The following is a 15,849-nucleotide window of genomic DNA, read 5'->3' as shown; positions in this document are numbered from 1 at the left end:
TATGGCATATCCTTATCAGACTCAGGGTTTTACGCTGGACAATAGCGGACGGCGAATTGTGGTCGATCCGGTTACTCGCATCGAAGGGCATATGCGTTGCGAAGTGAATATCGACAGTAATAATGTCATTACTAACGCCGTGTCGACCGGCACCATGTGGCGCGGCCTGGAGGTTATCCTGAAAGGTCGCGATCCGCGAGACGCCTGGGCATTCGTTGAACGCATTTGCGGCGTCTGCACCGGTACACACGCTCTGACCTCAATCCGTGCCGTAGAAAATGCGCTGGGAATCGCGATTCCGGACAACGCAAACTGTATCCGTAATATGATGCAGGCTACGCTACACGTTCACGATCACCTGGTGCATTTTTATCATCTGCACGCGCTGGACTGGGTTGATGTAGTTGCCGCCCTGAAAGCCGACCCGCATCAGACCTCCGCCATCGCGCAAAGCCTTTCCGCATGGCCGCTATCCTCGCCGGGATATTTCCGCGATTTGCAAAATCGACTGAAGCGGTTTATCGAGTCCGGTCAACTTGGCCCTTTCCGTAATGGCTACTGGGGACACCCGGCGATGAAACTTCCGCCGGAAGCCAATTTGCTGGCGGTCGCCCACTATCTTGAAGCGCTCGATTTTCAAAAAGAGATCGTAAAAATTCACACCGTTTTCGGTGGTAAAAACCCGCATCCTAACTGGCTGGTGGGCGGCGTTCCTTGCGCCATCAACCTTGACGAAACGGGCGCGGTCGGCGCAGTGAATATGGAACGTCTGAATCTTGTCAGTTCCATCATCCAAAAAGCTCGCCAGTTCTGCGAACAGGTTTATCTTCCGGACGTCTTGCTGATTGCCAGTTATTACAAAGACTGGGCAAAAATCGGCGGCGGGTTATCGAGCATGAACCTGCTGGCTTATGGCGAGTTTCCGGATAACCCTAACGATTATTCCGCCAGTAATCTTCTGCTTCCGCGTGGGGCTATCATTAACGGTCGTTTCGACGAAATTCATCCTGTCGATTTAACCGCCCCCGATGAGATTCAGGAGTTTGTCACTCACTCCTGGTATACCTATGGTAACGGCAATAACGATAAGGGCCTGCATCCGTGGGATGGTCTGACCGAACCGCAACTGGTCATGGGCGAACACTATAAAGGCACAAAAACCTTTATCGAACAGGTGGATGAGTCCGCTAAATATTCATGGATTAAATCGCCGCGCTGGAAGGGACATGCGATGGAGGTAGGTCCGCTGGCGCGTTATCTGATTGGATATCATCAAAATAAACCGGAATTTAAAGAGCCCGTGGATCAACTGCTGAGTGTATTAAAGCTGCCTAAAGAAGCGCTCTTTTCTACATTAGGACGTACTGCCGCGCGTGCGCTGGAATCCGTATGGGCAGGCAATACGCTGCAATATTTCTTCGATCGTCTGATGCGTAACCTCAAGTCCGGCGATACGGCGACGGCAAACGTCACGCTCTGGGAACCCGATACCTGGCCTACATCGGCAAAAGGCGTTGGTTTCAGCGAGGCGCCGCGCGGCGCGCTGGGGCACTGGATAAAAATTGAAAATCAGAAAATCGACAGCTATCAGTGTGTGGTACCGACAACCTGGAATGCCGGGCCACGTGACGATAAAGGTCAAATTGGCGCGTACGAAGCGGCGTTAATGGGGACTAAACTCGCCGTTCCCGATCAACCATTGGAGATTTTACGTACTCTGCACAGCTTCGATCCCTGCCTGGCCTGCTCCACCCATGTTATTGATAATCATGGAGGGGAGCTGGTCAGGGTTCAGGTACGATGACGACGATTCGGAGGTCTCAATGCATCTCAAAGAAATAACCAGCCAGGGGTACTATATCTATGAAGCGCCGGTCCGTTTATGGCACTGGATCACGGCGTTATCCATTGTCGTCCTGGCTGTTACAGGATATTTCATTGGCCGCCCCCTGCCATCGATTCAAGGTGAAGCGACCTTTATGTTTTGGATGGGCTGGATACGACTGATCCATTTTACCACGGCGTATATTTTTACTGTCGCGCTGCTGTTTCGTATTTACTGGGCATGTGTCGGCAATGAGTACGCCAGGGAGATGTTTCTGGTTCCGTTCTGGCGCCGCGCCTGGCGTAAAGGCGTTATCAGCGAAATCCGCTGGTATTTTTTCCTCGAAAAAGAGGCCCATCGTTACTATGGACATAATCCGGTAGCGGGACTGGCGGTAATGTTCTATTTCTGGATGTCCGTACTGATGGTGTGTAGCGGCTTTGCGCTCTATGGCGAAGGGCTTGGAACAGACAGTTGGGCGTATCAATGGTTTGGCTGGATGATTCGCCTGACTGGCAACGATAGCCTCGCGCTGCATTTCTGGCACCGGCTGGGCATGTGGTTCATTATCGCCTTCGTCATTGCGCATGTTTATACCGCTATCCGTGAAGACATTATGAGCCGACAAAGCGTGATTTCCGTCATGATAAGCGGCTGGCGCTGGTTCAGGTGATAACAATGGCAGAAGTAACAATCTTAGGGCTTGGCAACCTGCTTTGGGCAGATGAAGGGTTTGGCGTCAGAGCGGCGGAAAAGCTGTTTGAACAGTATGCCGATAACGAGAAAGTTGACGTTGTTGATGGCGGTACGCAGGGGCTGGCGCTGCTGCCCTGGCTGCAACAGACAGAAAAACTGTTAATCATGGATGCTATCGATTTTGGTATGGCGCCAGGTTCGCTGGCGATGTTTCGTGATGAACAGGTTCCCGCCTATCTGACGGCGAAAAAACTCAGTTTACATCAGACCAGTTTTTCTGAAGTGCTGGCATTGCTGCAATTAACCGGCGGCCAGTTATCGGAGATTGTGCTGATTGGCGTGCAGCCGGAATGTCTGGATGACTATGGCGGGAGTCTTACGCCGCAGGTAAAGGCGCAACTGATGCCTGCGGTCTATCTCGCGCAGGAAGTGCTGGCGCAATGGGGTATCACCGCCTCTTCAGCGGCCTTGCCCACTGAAAGACTCAATCATTACAGCCTGTGTATGGAACGCTACGAAGATGAACGCCCAGATGCGCAAAGCGCTTGCCGGGTCGGCGATATTCGGGTGCTACAGAGAGAGAAATCATAATGTGTATTGGCGTTCCTGTGCAGGTTATTTCACCCGGTCAGTGGTTCGCCAAATGCCGCGACCGACACGGCGAGCTTATCGACGTTGATATTCGGCTTGTGGCTCCCCCCTTAGCAGGCGCATGGCTGCTGACATTTGGCGGCACAGCACGACGAGAAATGGACGAAGCGGAAGCCGCTGAGGTACTGGCGGCGCTGGACTCACTGGAACAGGCCATGCTCACGCAAAGCGATCCGCTGACCGGTTTTGCCGATTTATTATCTCGCACGCCTGAATTACCGGAGCATTTAAAAAAATGACTATCTCACCCCAAAATCCTGTTTGTCCACTGGCGGATAAAGGCTTTCTGGTTACCGATGCGCAAACGCTCCCGTCGTTGATTAATGCGCATCCGACTCTGCTGGTTTTGCTGCAAAGCGACCCCAACAAACATCCGGAAGTCGCCGACAGTTGGGTCATTATCCCGGAGATCCTCAAGCAATTTCCGGCGACGTCTTATACCGCGGCATTTGCGGATAGCGAACAGAGTGAACTGATCGCCCGGGAGTATCGCATTCTGAAATATCCGGCGCTGCTTTTCTTTCGCCAGCACCGTTTTGTCGGCAGTCTGGCGGGATTATATAGCTGGCAAGAATACTCTCAGCGGGTGGCCGCATTGCTGACCACACCGGGCTATCGTCAGGATATTCCCGTTATTACGCAATAGAATGAAAGGTAACACACGTGAATCATTCCAGAACTATTCCAGTCGTTAATATTGCCGGACCAGGCTCGCAGCCAGAAGAGGAAGACTTTAACTTTCTTCCTATCCCCGCCGGCATTAATCTCCCACTGACGCCGGTTTTACCGGAACAGGCGCTGCCCGCTGAGTTTCGTGTAGCCAGACACATCCTGACTACGCTTATTCGCGATATGGATAACCCGGTGGCAACTCTCCCCTTTCCCCTGAGCTATAAGCTGAATGCCACTGAGCAACAGAATAGCGGTTTGTTGGATCAACTGCTCGGCGAAGGTGAAATCTCCGCCCGGGTACTATTATCCGATGGAAAAGAACAGCGTATTCAGGAGACGGTTTTTACGGGCGTCTGGCGTGTACGTGAATATAACGCTGACCAGCAACGGGTTGCCGATGAAATTATCATTGGCCCGATCCCGGAGAGCATCTGGCAGACGCATCCGCAGCCGCCGATTACGCCAGAATTGCCGCCGCAACCGGCGGGATTGATGAATGGCGCCTTTATCGCGCATGAAATAGCCGAGCGCGTAAAACAGCCGGTAAAAGAGCCGCATATCATTAACTTAACGCTATTGCCAGTAAACGATGCCGATCGCGAGTATCTGGATCATTTTTTAGGCGAAGGGTGTAGCGCTATTTTTTCACGCGGATATGGTAAATGCCGGATTGTAAGCACGCATTTTCCCGGCGTATGGCGCGTCAATTATTTCAATGATATGAACACATTACTGCAAGATATGATTGAGATAGCGGACATTCCTGATATCGCCGTTGCAGGCATCGACGATATCGAAGATGCCTACGCGGGGCTAAAAAATACGTTGGAATGGTTGAAAGAATACCCGGTCACAGAAAATGAGCCAGTGGTGCGCATGGAGTGCAAAGTATGTTGGTGGGTTTACGACCCTGCGCTGGGCGATGATGTATGGCAAATTCCACCCGGCGTGCCCTTCAACCAGTTACCTGATTACTGGTGCTGTCCGGTTTGCGAAACCAGTAAGTCCGGGTTTATGGTGATCGATGAAGGTAATAATTCGTGCAAAGATTGACCGTCTATTCTCACCCGCTACGGATTATCTGGCAGGAGGCGCCGATCGGTCGTTTGTTACAGGGCGCAACACCGGTGTACGCAAAAACGCTTATTTCACGTTTGTTTACGTTGTGCGCTCAGGCGCACAGCGTAGCGGCGGCTTTACTGTTGTTTCCTGAAGAGAAGCCAGATATGCAGGCCGCACAACAGGAGCTGGCGCGAGAAACGCTCCGTCGCGCGTTGACCGACTGGCTCCCCCTGTTTAGCCACCGACAGGCAACCGCTGAAGAATGGGCGTTGTTACGTCGCGGAGAGTTATCCCCGCTGGCAAGCACAATCTTTTTTGACGATGATCCTCAGACCTGGCTTGCCGCTGGCGTAAAGGGCTGGGAAGCCTGGTTTTTGCAAGAGCGTTCTGAAACCGCCCGCTGGCTGGCGGCAGTACAGAATATCATTACACCTACACTACCGATGGCGTCGTCCCCGGACCATACGTTAATAACCCATGGTCCCCTGGATGTCTCGCCTCTGGCTATCGAATATCCGCTACTGTCAGCCTGTTGTCTTAGCGGAAAAACGACTGCGCTACGTCTGCTGGCCCGCTGCATTACGCTCGCCCGAAGTTTGAGCGCCCTTCCTACCCTGCGCTGGAATCGTTTTGATGATGGCGAATGGAAAATAGCGGTAGTGGAAACCGCGCGAGGATGGTTAGTTCATCAGGCCAGACTGACGACGTCAGGCAATATTCTTGATTACCGTATTATCTCGCCTACCACACGTCACGCCCAATCTGACGGCGTCATTGCTCGCGAACTGGCCACTATTCCACTCTCATTGTGGTCGCAACAGTTACAGGTAATTGATCCTTGTGTCGCCGTAAATATTGTTGAATGAAGGAGCTGGCCCATGCATGAATTAGCCCTGGCGCAAAATATTATCGAATTGCTGGAGGAGCAGGCAGTAAATCACCAGTTCAGCAAGGTAAAGCAAGTCTGGCTGGAGATTGGCGTTATGGCCTGTGTTGAGGTGCCGGCGCTGCATTTTGGCCTGGACGTCGCCGCTCGTCATACCCTTGCTGACAATGCGCGTTTCCACATTACTATCGCACCGGCGCAAGGTTGGTGTCTGTCCTGTAATCAACCCTTCACCTCTCAAACATCCACACTCTGTTGCCCCTTTTGTCATTCAGGCAAAGTGCAGATAGATGACAGTAGCAGAATGCGCATTCGCGAGATCGAAGTCGAATAGTCAACGAATAGTCAATAAAAAAGGACGCCAGAAGCGTCCTGAAATAATAAAAGAATAAATTAACAATAATAAAGGTTAAGCAGTGACCCAGTTTTGGGAAAAGGAGGGTATCCCTAAACTGTCTTAATCAGCAAGTTTTATCAAAACTCGTAGACTAAGCCGAGCGCCACGGTGTTGTCTGTATTAGGATTCGATGGGTTGCCATCTTTTAGCAGATTGATTTTGTAGTCAACATACGCGGACATATTTTTATTGAAGTAGTAATAGGAACCCACATCAATATATTTCACAAGGTCGAACGAACCCAGTCCATTAACATCATTGGCTCTGGATTGCAGGAACGCCAGTGACGGGCGTAAGCCATTATCAAATTGATATTGCCCTACCATTTCCCAGTTATCGGTTTTATGTGCAAAGCCGCCCAATGTATCGCCCATATAGGTCATATCATAAGTACGGGTATAGTTTGCCGCCAGGTAAATATTATTGGCATCATACTTCACGCCGCCAGTCCAGGCTTCAGCGCGGTCGCCATTGTCGTATTTATCTTGCGTCATCTGATCAAGCGTGCGTTTGGAACTGGTATAGGCTGCCCCCAGGCTCACCCCCATGCCCAAATCATATGTCGCTGATGCCCCGAAACCATCGCCATTCTGGTACGCGATACTTTTTCTGGCATTATTACTTAAAGGATCGCCTTCTTTCGACAGGCCGTCATTTTTACCCTGATACTGCAACGCAATATTCAGACCATCAACCAGACCAAAGAAATCATTATTGCGATAAGTCAGAACGCCATTCGCGCGTCCGGTCATAAAATTATCGGAAGCTTCATACGAATCATTACCAAATTCAGGCAGTACGTCAGTCCATGAACCGATGTCGTATAACACGCCATAGTTACGACCATAATCAACAGACCCCATATCGGCAAATGCCAAACCAGCAAAACCGAGACGCGTCCAGCTTTGCGGGGAACCGCTGGAGTCACCATCTTCCGGACGATTGGCGTTGACCTGATACTCCCACTGTCCAAAACCGGTTAGTTGATCGGTAATTTGAGTTTCGCCTTTAATACCCATACGGATATAAGATTGATCGCCATCCGTACTATGATTACTGGAAAAATAATGCAGGCCGTCGACCTTGCCATACAAATCCAGTTTATTGCCATCCTTGTTATAGATTTCTGCTGCGTTGGCGGCTCCAGCCATCATTACGGCTGCGGCTACCGCAGATAACACCACTACTTTTTTCATTTTATATGCCTTATTTGTCTTATTTTTGGACTTTCCGCAAAACCTGCTCGCGGAACTGTCCAGGACAATATCACTAACAATTACCGTGCGTTAAGTTTCAAAGTGTAATATTAGCTTGCTATGTATTAGTGATGTTAAAATGCAAGTTAAGCATGACTACATCAATGATATGCCCTGTTTTCTGCTGTAATAACAAGGGGGTTACCAGTAGAGAACAGGCTTACGGTCGGGGATGCCAGGGCGAGAATGGCACTGAACACTCGGCTGACATTCGTTAAGACGGAATCATAATCAAGTCAGTTGAGGCCACAGCCCTTCTTATTTTTGTGTATAATTTGTTACGTTTACATTTATTTTTAAATTAGCGTTATGAAAATATCAGTACTACTGAAATAGCACTTCTTCGCTTCGTGTATTTTTACCATAGTTAATTATCACATAGCGCAAACGATCATTTGCATATCACTATTCATAAGATTAACTATTTACCAGCGGTAATAAACATAAAAGTAAGTCAATGGACAACAACAATACTGAAACTCTAAATGTTGATATTTTGAGTCATGCCGTTACAAACAAATACGATATTCTTAATTGCACTACTCCCTTTTCGGGGTAATTTTATAGAAGGATGTTTTTTATTGTTCGTGAGCCATGCTCCTTTAGTATAAAAGTGAACGTAACAGGAAAGATAAAGCGTCTCAAAAACAGACCATATGGGTATAACTATTATGCAAAAAACGTCACTATTGTTTTCGGCCGCCGCGATAACGTTAACTCTGATGGTGTCATCGGCATCAGCGGCAACGCCAACCGCCGCACAAAATGAAGCTACGTCGACCGTTAAACAAGAAATTACAGAAGGCATTAACCGTTACCTTTATTCAATAGATAAGGCAGACCCAACGTTAGGCAAGCAGCTCTTTTATGTTTCACCGGAAACCAGTTTCATTCATCCACGCGGTCACGAACGCGGATGGTCGCAGATCGCTGAAAATTTTTATGGCACCACTATGGGTAAAACTTTCAGTAAACGCACATTAAAACTGGACGCTCCCCCTGCTATTCATGTGTATGGCAATGCCGCCGTTGCAGAGTTCGACTGGCATTTTACCGCGGTACGCCGTGATAATGGGCAGACTCAACACACGACAGGCCGCGAAAGCCAGGTGTGGGCGAAGATACCAAACACAGGATGGCGAATCGTTCATGTCCACTACTCCGGTCCAGCCAAAACCGGCGTTGGAGAAGGCTATTAAGCTTTGCTCTTCAGGTTATGGCGCAGATGAACATTCTGCGCCAGTTAAGACGATCTCAGGTCAGTTGATAGTGCTTATCCGGTATCCGTTTTGCCGGAATATCCCTTTCATCATTCATTTGCAGTAAATCGATTTCTATCGCATTGCATATCGCATCCAGCGGTAAATCATTATTTTCAGTACCGAACGGATCTTCCAACTCTTCCGCTAACGCATCCAGCGCGATAAACGTATAAGAAATAAGCACCGAAATAAACGGCGTCATATAGTGCAGATCAACCACCAGTGCAAATGGCAACATAATGCAGAAAAGATAAACCGTACGATGCAAAATTAACGTATAGGCAAAAGGCACCGGCGTGTTGGCGATGCGTTCACAGCCGGCCAACACTGACGACATATCATTTAAACGGTTGTTGAGGCTATGAAATAAAATATCGGAAAGCTTTCCGCTGCGGCGGCGAATCGCCAGCCACTCTCCCATCAGCAATAAGATACGATTAGCGGGCGAATGGGAAGCGACAACTTTCTGTAACGCGCCCTGGTCAAGATAGTTTCCCAGAACTTGCGTTTGAGGCTGTCGACGCAATGTCATACGCAAACAGTGGGCAAAAGCGATTTGTAACCGAACAAAATCCTCGATACCGCGTTCATCAGGTAAGGTTGTTTTCACCTCACGCAGTATTGAGCGTGAAGCGATCATCAACTGCCCCCACAAATGTCGGGCTTCGACGTAACGCGCATAACAGGCATTATTGCGAAACCCCAGAAAAATGGCGATAGCGACGCCCAGTATGCTAAACGGCGCAAGGGTAAACTTAATACCCAGCATTGTGTACCAGGGCAGCATGATAATAACGGCGATAGAAAGAAGAAAGTTAAGGAGTAGTCGTGAAAAGATTTTAGATAACACGGAACCATGCCAGACAAATATCAGGCGAATCCAGTGCTGTTGTGGTCTAACGATCATGATTATCTTCAGCAGGTAAAAAAGCACTGTCATTAAACGTGATCCAGATCAAGGTTGCAAGCTTCTGGCGATACACGGGTTCCCTGCCCTGTAGAACATTTTTTTGCACAGTGCTGACAGGCGTTGAAAAAAAACAACCAAATGTATGTTGTAACTAAAAAGACACTTCAGCACATGAGATATATGACGGTCAACGGCTGCTATCAGTGGTATAGGGTGTTTTATCGGGGAAAGCGTCAGCAACGACGCGCTGCTCTACCGCTGATTCATTTGTATGACCAGCCAGTAATGGATAACGCTGACAATATACTGTTGCTGCGCTTTACTCAGCGGTTCTCCCTGAGGTATCTGGTGCCACTTCGCCAGGCACCCGCGACAGCAGGTTGCCGTCGCATGTTGCGCGATAAATACCGGATGGCCCCGCATCGGCGTTTGCTTACCATCATTCGCCGGGTGAGCTGGCGCCAGTCGCTGGGCGATAAAATCGGCGGCGTGTTTATCAATCACCTCCGCGCCTTTATCCCAGCAATATTGTCTTTCTTTTATCCCGAGACGAAAACGCGAACGAAATGTCGATCGCGCCAGGCGGGCAAAGAGCGGTTCAAGCGCATTCATCAGTATACCGAACGTCCTAACGTTTGTGTTAATTGCTCAAGCGCGGCGATACCTGCCAGAGAGTTTCCCGCAGGATCCAGCTCCGGACTCCAGACGGCAATCGCCATTTCATGCGGCACTATGGCGACAATACCGCCGCCCACGCCGGATTTAGCGGGCAATCCCACCCGCCAGGCAAACTCGCCGGCATTCTGATACATCCCGCTGGTCGCCATTAGCGCATTAATCTGCCGGGCCTGCATGGGGGTCACTACCGGCTCGTCGAGATGAAACGCCTCGCCCTGATTCGCCAGAAAGACAAACGTCCTCGCCAGTTCCATGCAGCTCATTTTCAACGCACAGTAGTGAAAGTAATTTTGCAACACGGTAGGCACATCATGATGAAAATTACCGAATGATTTCATCAGCCAGGCAATAGCGGCGTTACGGGCGGAATGCTCAAATTCAGAGCGCGCGACCGTAGCGTCATACGTAATATCCGATACGCCGCAAAGCGCGCGCACAACTTCCAGCATCCGCTGACGCGGCGCGCTAAGCCGGCCTTGCAACATGTCGCATACCACCAGCGCGCCCGCATTAATAAATGGATTACGCGGGATGCCTTGTTCCATCTCTAACTGAACCAACGAATTGAACGGCGAGCCGGAAGGATCTTTTCCGACGCGCTGCCAGATCTCCTCTTCCGGATAATGACGCATCGCCACCACCAGACTGAGCACTTTCGAAATAGACTGAATAGAGAAGCGTTCGTGCGCATCGCCCGCCTGATAATGCTGCCCGTCCACGGTACAAATCGCTATCCCCAGCTTTGAACCCTCGACGGACGCTAATGCCGGAATATAGTCAGCGACTTTGCCCTGGCCAATGAGGGGGCGAACGCGCTGTAAAATCGTCTCTAAAATTGCATTATCCATGGCCCTGGCCACAACATGCTCCTTGCTCGCAGGTCTGAAAAGGCCTGCGAGTATAGCAGAGGGCGCCACGCGACGTCAGGGCGATTAGACGCGGTTCTTCCAGACGGTCTGCACATTACAAAATTCGTGTAAACCAAAGTGCGAAAGCTCGCGACCGAAGCCGCTTTTCTTCACCCCGCCGAATGCCACACGCGCATCGCTGGCGCTGTAACCATTAATGAATACCCCACCGCACTCAAGACGCGCCGCCATCTCCGCGGCCAGCGTATCGTCGGCGGTAAAGATCGTCGCCGACAGGCCAAACTCACTGTCATTCGCCAGCACGAGGGCGTGCGCCGCATCTTTTGCAACGGTAATGGCGGCAACAGGCCCAAAAAGCTCCTGACGAAATGCAGTCATGTCAGGTGTGACATCCGCCAGAACGGTCGCGGCATAATAGTTGCCCTCCCCGGCGATTTTCTCGCCGCCCAACAGTAGCCGTGCGCCTTCGGCGACGGAAGCCTGCACCTGTTGATGGAGTTCATCACGCAAATCAAAGCGCGCCATCGGCCCCAGGTCATTCTCTTCAACCAGAGGATCACCTATCTTTAATGCTGCGGCAGCCGCCACAAAGCGATCGGTAAACGCCTGCGCAATGCCCTCTTCGACAATAAAACGTTTGGCGGCGGCGCAGACTTGTCCGGTGTTTTGATAGCGTCCAGCAACCGCAGCTTTTACCGCCAGCTCAAGATCGGCATCATTGAGTACAATAAACGGATCCGAGCCACCCAGTTCCAGTACGCACTTTTTCAGCGCCGCCCCAGCCTGAGCGCCAATCGCCGCGCCGGCGCGCACGCTACCGGTCACCGTCACCGCCGCGATTCGCGGATCGTTAATCATCTGACTCACGCCCTCATTATTGGCGTTCACCCATCCATAGACGCCAGCGGGAGTACCGGCTTCCGTCAAGATTCGGGCTATCATCTGCGCGCAACCCGTGACATTGGGCGCATGTTTTAACAAGTAGCTATTCCCCGCCAACAGTATCGGCACTGCCCCGCGTAACACCTGCCATAAAGGAAAATTCCACGGCATTATCGCCAGAATGACGCCCAGCGGACGGTATTCAATCACCGCCTGCTGATTTTCTACCAACGTAGGCTCAGGATTCAGCATTGCCGGGCCATGTTCCGCATACCAGTCGCATAACGCGGCGGATTTCGTCACTTCCGCACGCGCCTGCTTTATGGGTTTACCCATTTCACGCGTAATACATTGCGCCATCTCTTCTGCATGAGCGCGAAGCGCCTGACCAATATCGCGTAATGTTTGCGCCCGTTGCGCTACCGATGTCATTTTCCACTTTTTGAAACCGCTCGCCGCCAGACTCAGCGCATGTTCAATCTCTTGCGCGTTAGCCCAGGGCATTGCCGCCAGCGTCTGGCCGGTCGCAGGATTCACGGATAACGCCTGTGTTGCAGTCATCATGGTCATGTTCTTTCTCTCGTTATCAGGGGAGTTGTACCATCATGACGCCCTTTACCCTTTCTGAAAAATGAATAATATTAACCAGACTATTCACGAATTGAGAAAACCATGGACCTGACGCAACTGGAAATGTTTAACGCTGTCGCTCTGACGGGCAGCATTACGCAGGCGGCGGCAAAAGTGCACCGCGTTCCGTCCAACCTGACCACGCGTATCCGTCAGCTTGAAGCCGACCTGGGCGTCTCTCTGTTTATTCGCGAAAACCAGCGACTCAGGCTGTCACCAGCCGGGCATAACTTTTTACGTTACAGCCAGCAGATCCTGGCGCTGGTCGATGAAGCCCGCATGGTGGTTGCCGGAGAGGAACCGCAAGGACTGTTTTCACTCGGCGCGTTAGAAAGTACTGCCGCCGTACGTATCCCCGCGCTGCTGGCGGGTTATAACCAGCGTTACCCTAAAATTCAGTTCGCGTTAACGACCGGTCCTTCCGGCGCCATGCTGGATGGCGTGCTCGAGGGAAAGCTGAACGCCGCCTTTATTGATGGCCCGCTAATGCATCCGGGGCTGGAAGGTATACCGGCTTACCAGGAAGAGATGATGATCGTCGCGCCACACGGCCATTCCGTCGTTTCGCGGGCCAGCGAGGTGAATGGTTATAACATCTATGCTTTTCGCGCCAACTGTTCTTACCGACGGCATTTCGAAAGCTGGTTTCATGCCGATGGCGCGACCCCCGGTACGATTCACGAAATGGAGTCATATCATGGAATGTTGGCGTGCGTAATTGCCGGCGCAGGTATTGCGCTGATGCCAGCAAGTATGCTCAACAGTATGCCAGGACATCATCAGGTGGAAGCCTGGCCGTTGGCGGAGAAGTGGCGCTGGCTTAACACATGGCTAATGTGGCGGCGCGGGGCGATGACGCGTCAGCTTGAGGCCTTTATCGAGTTACTTAACGCCCAACTGGCGAGCGTCGACTGAAGACGAAACGGCCTGCGAAGTAAATGAGAAGCAGGTCACAAAATGATTGTCTTTTCGCCAGTAAACGTTTTAAGATCGCGGTCTCACCTTCTCGCAACTAACCCGAAATATTTTTATGACAATCAATCCAGTTTCCCGCAAGGTCGCGTGGCTACGGGTAGTTACGCTTGCTATTGCCGCTTTTATTTTCAATACCACAGAATTTGTGCCGGTTGGTTTGCTATCAGACATTGCTGAAAGCTTTCATATGCAAACCGCGCAGGTCGGCATCATGCTAACCATTTACGCCTGGGTAGTTGCCGTCATGTCGCTGCCTTTTATGCTTCTTACCAGTCAAATGGAGCGCCGTAAGCTACTCATTTGTCTGTTTGTTTTGTTTATTGCCAGCCATGTGCTCTCCTTTCTGGCATGGAACTTTACCGTGCTGGTCATTAGCCGTATTGGTATCGCTTTCGCCCACGCTATTTTCTGGTCGATAACCGCCTCGCTGGCGATCCGCCTGGCCCCTGCCGGGAAACGCGCGCAGGCATTAAGTCTGATAGCGACCGGCACCGCGTTGGCCATGGTGCTTGGGCTGCCCATAGGTCGCGTTGTTGGTCAGTATTTTGGCTGGCGCACCACCTTTTTTGCCATCGGCATGGGCGCATTAATTACGCTGCTATGTCTGATTAAGCTTCTACCGAAATTGCCGAGCGAGCATTCCGGCTCACTAAAAAGTTTACCTTTGCTATTCCGACGCCCGGCGCTGATGAGCCTCTATGTACTGACCGTCGTTGTGGTGACTGCGCATTACACAGCTTATAGCTATATTGAACCGTTCGTTCAGAATGTCGCCGGGCTCAGTGCGAATTTTGCTACCGTCCTGTTACTGATCCTCGGCGGCGCCGGGATCATCGGCAGCCTCGTGTTTGGTAAACTGGGTAATCGCCATGCCTCGTCGCTCGTCAGTATCGCTATTGCCCTGCTGGTTGTCTGTTTGCTTCTGCTGCTGCCTGCGGCGGATAGCGAAGCGCATCTGGCCATACTGAGCATTTTCTGGGGCATCGCGATTATGGTGATAGGGCTCGGTATGCAGGTGAAAGTACTGGCGCTGGCCCCGGACGCGACCGATGTCGCAATGGCGCTATTTTCAGGCATCTTTAATATTGGTATTGGCGCTGGCGCGCTGGTAGGCAATCAGGTGAGTTTGCACTGGTCAATGTCGGCCATCGGCTATATTGGCGCCATACCCGCCTGTGCCGCGCTGGTATGGGCTGTGCTCATATTCCGCAAATGGCCAGTGACGCTGGAAGAACAACCGCATTAAGACATTCGTCTGCCGGGAACAGGTTTCCGGCAGACGAAAAATGCGCCTTAGTGGTACGTTTTAATAATTTCCAACACGCCGTTGATAATAAATTGCACGCCCATACACACCAGCAGGAATCCCATTAAGCGGGAGATCGCTTCAATCCCCCCTTTACCCACCAGCCGCATAATAGCGCCAGAACTGCGTAAGCATCCCCACAGGATCACCGCCACGGCAAGAAAAATAATCGGCGGCGCGACCATAATGACCCAGTCGGGAAACTCGCCGCCATGACGCACCGTGGAAGCGGAACTGATGATCATTGCGATGGTCCCCGGTCCTGCGGTGCTTGGCATAGCCAGTGGAACAAACGCAATATTGGCAGTCGGTTCGTCTGCCAGCTCCTCCGATTTGCTTTTCGCTTCCGGCGACTCATGCGCCTTCTGCTGCGGGAAAAGCATTCTGAAGCCGATAAACGCCACGATTAACCCCCCGGCGATCCGTAGCCCTGGAATCGAAATACCGAAGGTGTTCATAACTAACTGCCCGGCGTAGTACGCCACCATCATAATAGCGAAGACATAAACCGAAGCCATATAGGACTGCCGGTTGCGTTCCGCACTATTCATATTGCCCGCAAGGCCAAGAAACAGCGCCACGGTGGTTAGCGGATTGGCTAACGGGAGCAGTACGACCAGCCCCAATCCAATCGCTTTAAACAAATCCATCATAATACTATCTCTTACCCATCAGCGTTTCATGAACCGGAAGTATAAAGTGAAATTGCCCAGGCGCGCCATTTCGCCAGTGTGCAAGTTAATATCCTCTACAACCTATAACCTGTAATTATCAATTAGTTACAAGTTATCACAGCACAATACCCCGGACGCCTTTTAGCAAATCGTGGCATCGGCCAATTCATTTAGTTGACTTATACTTGCCTGGGCAATAGTATCTGACGAAATTAATT

Annotated in this window: 17 protein-coding genes; 11 read left to right on the top strand and 6 right to left on the bottom strand. The window is 51.0% G+C overall.

Annotated elements, in window-relative coordinates; genetic code table 11:
- The first annotated feature begins 1 nt into the window (after position 1).
- The 8 genes from J4650_RS02430 to hypA are packed head-to-tail and all read left to right on the top strand — an operon-like array spanning position 2 to position 6,126.
- Positions 2-1,804: a nickel-dependent hydrogenase large subunit gene (locus tag J4650_RS02430; protein WP_000331200.1), complete on the top strand. Its 1,803-nt coding sequence runs from the start codon at positions 2-4 to the stop codon at positions 1,802-1,804.
- Positions 1,755-2,498 carry a Ni/Fe-hydrogenase, b-type cytochrome subunit gene (gene cybH / locus J4650_RS02425; protein WP_000924456.1) on the top strand — a complete coding sequence of 248 codons (744 nt, stop codon included), beginning with the start codon at positions 1,755-1,757 and terminating at the stop codon, positions 2,496-2,498. The genes J4650_RS02430 and cybH overlap by 50 nt, the downstream gene beginning before the upstream one ends.
- Before the next feature lie 5 nt (positions 2,499-2,503).
- Positions 2,504-3,112: a HyaD/HybD family hydrogenase maturation endopeptidase gene (gene hybD, locus J4650_RS02420; RefSeq protein ID WP_000852664.1), complete on the top strand. Its 609-nt coding sequence runs from the start codon at positions 2,504-2,506 to the stop codon at positions 3,110-3,112.
- On the top strand, positions 3,112-3,411 hold the full coding sequence (hypC, locus tag J4650_RS02415) for a HypC/HybG/HupF family hydrogenase formation chaperone (protein WP_023993255.1): 300 nt from the start codon (positions 3,112-3,114) through the stop codon (positions 3,409-3,411). Before hybD ends, hypC begins: the two co-directional genes overlap by 1 nt.
- Complete coding sequence (locus J4650_RS02410) at positions 3,408-3,818, top strand: hydrogenase (protein ID WP_000155978.1); 411 nt, start codon at positions 3,408-3,410, stop codon at positions 3,816-3,818. The genes hypC and J4650_RS02410 overlap by 4 nt, the downstream gene beginning before the upstream one ends.
- Before the next feature lie 17 nt (positions 3,819-3,835).
- Positions 3,836-4,897, top strand: a complete 1,062-nt coding sequence (locus J4650_RS02405) for a hydrogenase expression/formation C-terminal domain-containing protein (protein WP_023993254.1) — start codon at positions 3,836-3,838, stop codon at positions 4,895-4,897.
- Entirely contained in the window at positions 4,885-5,772 is an 888-nt protein-coding gene (locus tag J4650_RS02400) for an ATP/GTP-binding protein (protein WP_001189406.1), read from the top strand. Before J4650_RS02405 ends, J4650_RS02400 begins: the two co-directional genes overlap by 13 nt.
- A gap of 12 nt (positions 5,773-5,784) precedes the next feature.
- Positions 5,785-6,126, top strand: coding sequence for a hydrogenase maturation nickel metallochaperone HypA (hypA, locus tag J4650_RS02395; protein ID WP_000544772.1), 342 nt, complete (start codon positions 5,785-5,787; stop codon positions 6,124-6,126).
- 140 nt (positions 6,127-6,266) lie between these two features.
- Here the strand turns inward: hypA and ompC are convergent, their stop codons facing one another.
- Entirely contained in the window at positions 6,267-7,385 is a 1,119-nt protein-coding gene (gene ompC / locus J4650_RS02390) for a porin OmpC (protein ID WP_000758336.1), read from the bottom strand.
- A gap of 716 nt (positions 7,386-8,101) precedes the next feature.
- On the opposite strand from ompC, the gene J4650_RS02385 reads away from it, so the two are divergent.
- Positions 8,102-8,644: a nuclear transport factor 2 family protein gene (locus J4650_RS02385; protein WP_000513126.1), complete on the top strand. Its 543-nt coding sequence runs from the start codon at positions 8,102-8,104 to the stop codon at positions 8,642-8,644.
- Between the two features lie 55 nt (positions 8,645-8,699).
- On the opposite strand, the gene J4650_RS02380 is transcribed toward J4650_RS02385, so the two are convergent.
- From J4650_RS02380 to sad, 4 genes are all read right to left on the bottom strand, one after another.
- Complete coding sequence (locus J4650_RS02380) at positions 8,700-9,614, bottom strand: bestrophin family protein (protein ID WP_023199838.1); 915 nt, start codon at positions 9,612-9,614, stop codon at positions 8,700-8,702.
- 255 nt (positions 9,615-9,869) lie between these two features.
- Positions 9,870-10,229 (bottom strand): DUF4186 domain-containing protein, encoded by a 360-nt coding sequence (locus J4650_RS02375; protein ID WP_000992451.1) that lies wholly within the window; start codon positions 10,227-10,229, stop codon positions 9,870-9,872.
- Positions 10,229-11,155 carry a glutaminase B gene (glsB, locus tag J4650_RS02370; RefSeq protein WP_000090081.1) on the bottom strand — a complete coding sequence of 309 codons (927 nt, stop codon included), beginning with the start codon at positions 11,153-11,155 and terminating at the stop codon, positions 10,229-10,231. The genes J4650_RS02375 and glsB overlap by 1 nt, the downstream gene beginning before the upstream one ends.
- Positions 11,156-11,227: 72 nt before the next feature.
- On the bottom strand, positions 11,228-12,616 hold the full coding sequence (gene sad / locus J4650_RS02365; RefSeq protein WP_000178409.1) for a succinate-semialdehyde dehydrogenase: 1,389 nt from the start codon (positions 12,614-12,616) through the stop codon (positions 11,228-11,230).
- A 102-nt stretch (positions 12,617-12,718) separates the two neighbouring features.
- On the opposite strand from sad, the gene J4650_RS02360 reads away from it, so the two are divergent.
- Entirely contained in the window at positions 12,719-13,591 is an 873-nt protein-coding gene (locus J4650_RS02360) for a LysR family transcriptional regulator (protein ID WP_000366539.1), read from the top strand.
- 115 nt (positions 13,592-13,706) lie between these two features.
- Positions 13,707-14,897 (top strand): sugar transporter, encoded by a 1,191-nt coding sequence (locus tag J4650_RS02355; protein ID WP_000154617.1) that lies wholly within the window; start codon positions 13,707-13,709, stop codon positions 14,895-14,897.
- Positions 14,898-14,944: 47 nt separating this feature from the next.
- Here J4650_RS02355 and J4650_RS02350 read toward each other — a convergent pair whose 3' ends face one another.
- Positions 14,945-15,610 carry a MarC family NAAT transporter gene (locus tag J4650_RS02350; RefSeq protein ID WP_000968968.1) on the bottom strand — a complete coding sequence of 222 codons (666 nt, stop codon included), beginning with the start codon at positions 15,608-15,610 and terminating at the stop codon, positions 14,945-14,947.
- Between the last annotated feature and the right edge of the window lie 239 nt (positions 15,611-15,849).

It is taken from the genome of Salmonella sp. 32120201201600049SM (assembly GCF_017572835.1).
In the GTDB taxonomy this organism is placed as follows: domain Bacteria; phylum Pseudomonadota; class Gammaproteobacteria; order Enterobacterales; family Enterobacteriaceae; genus Salmonella; species Salmonella enterica.
This window is presented reverse-complemented; position numbering and strand designations above follow the sequence as displayed.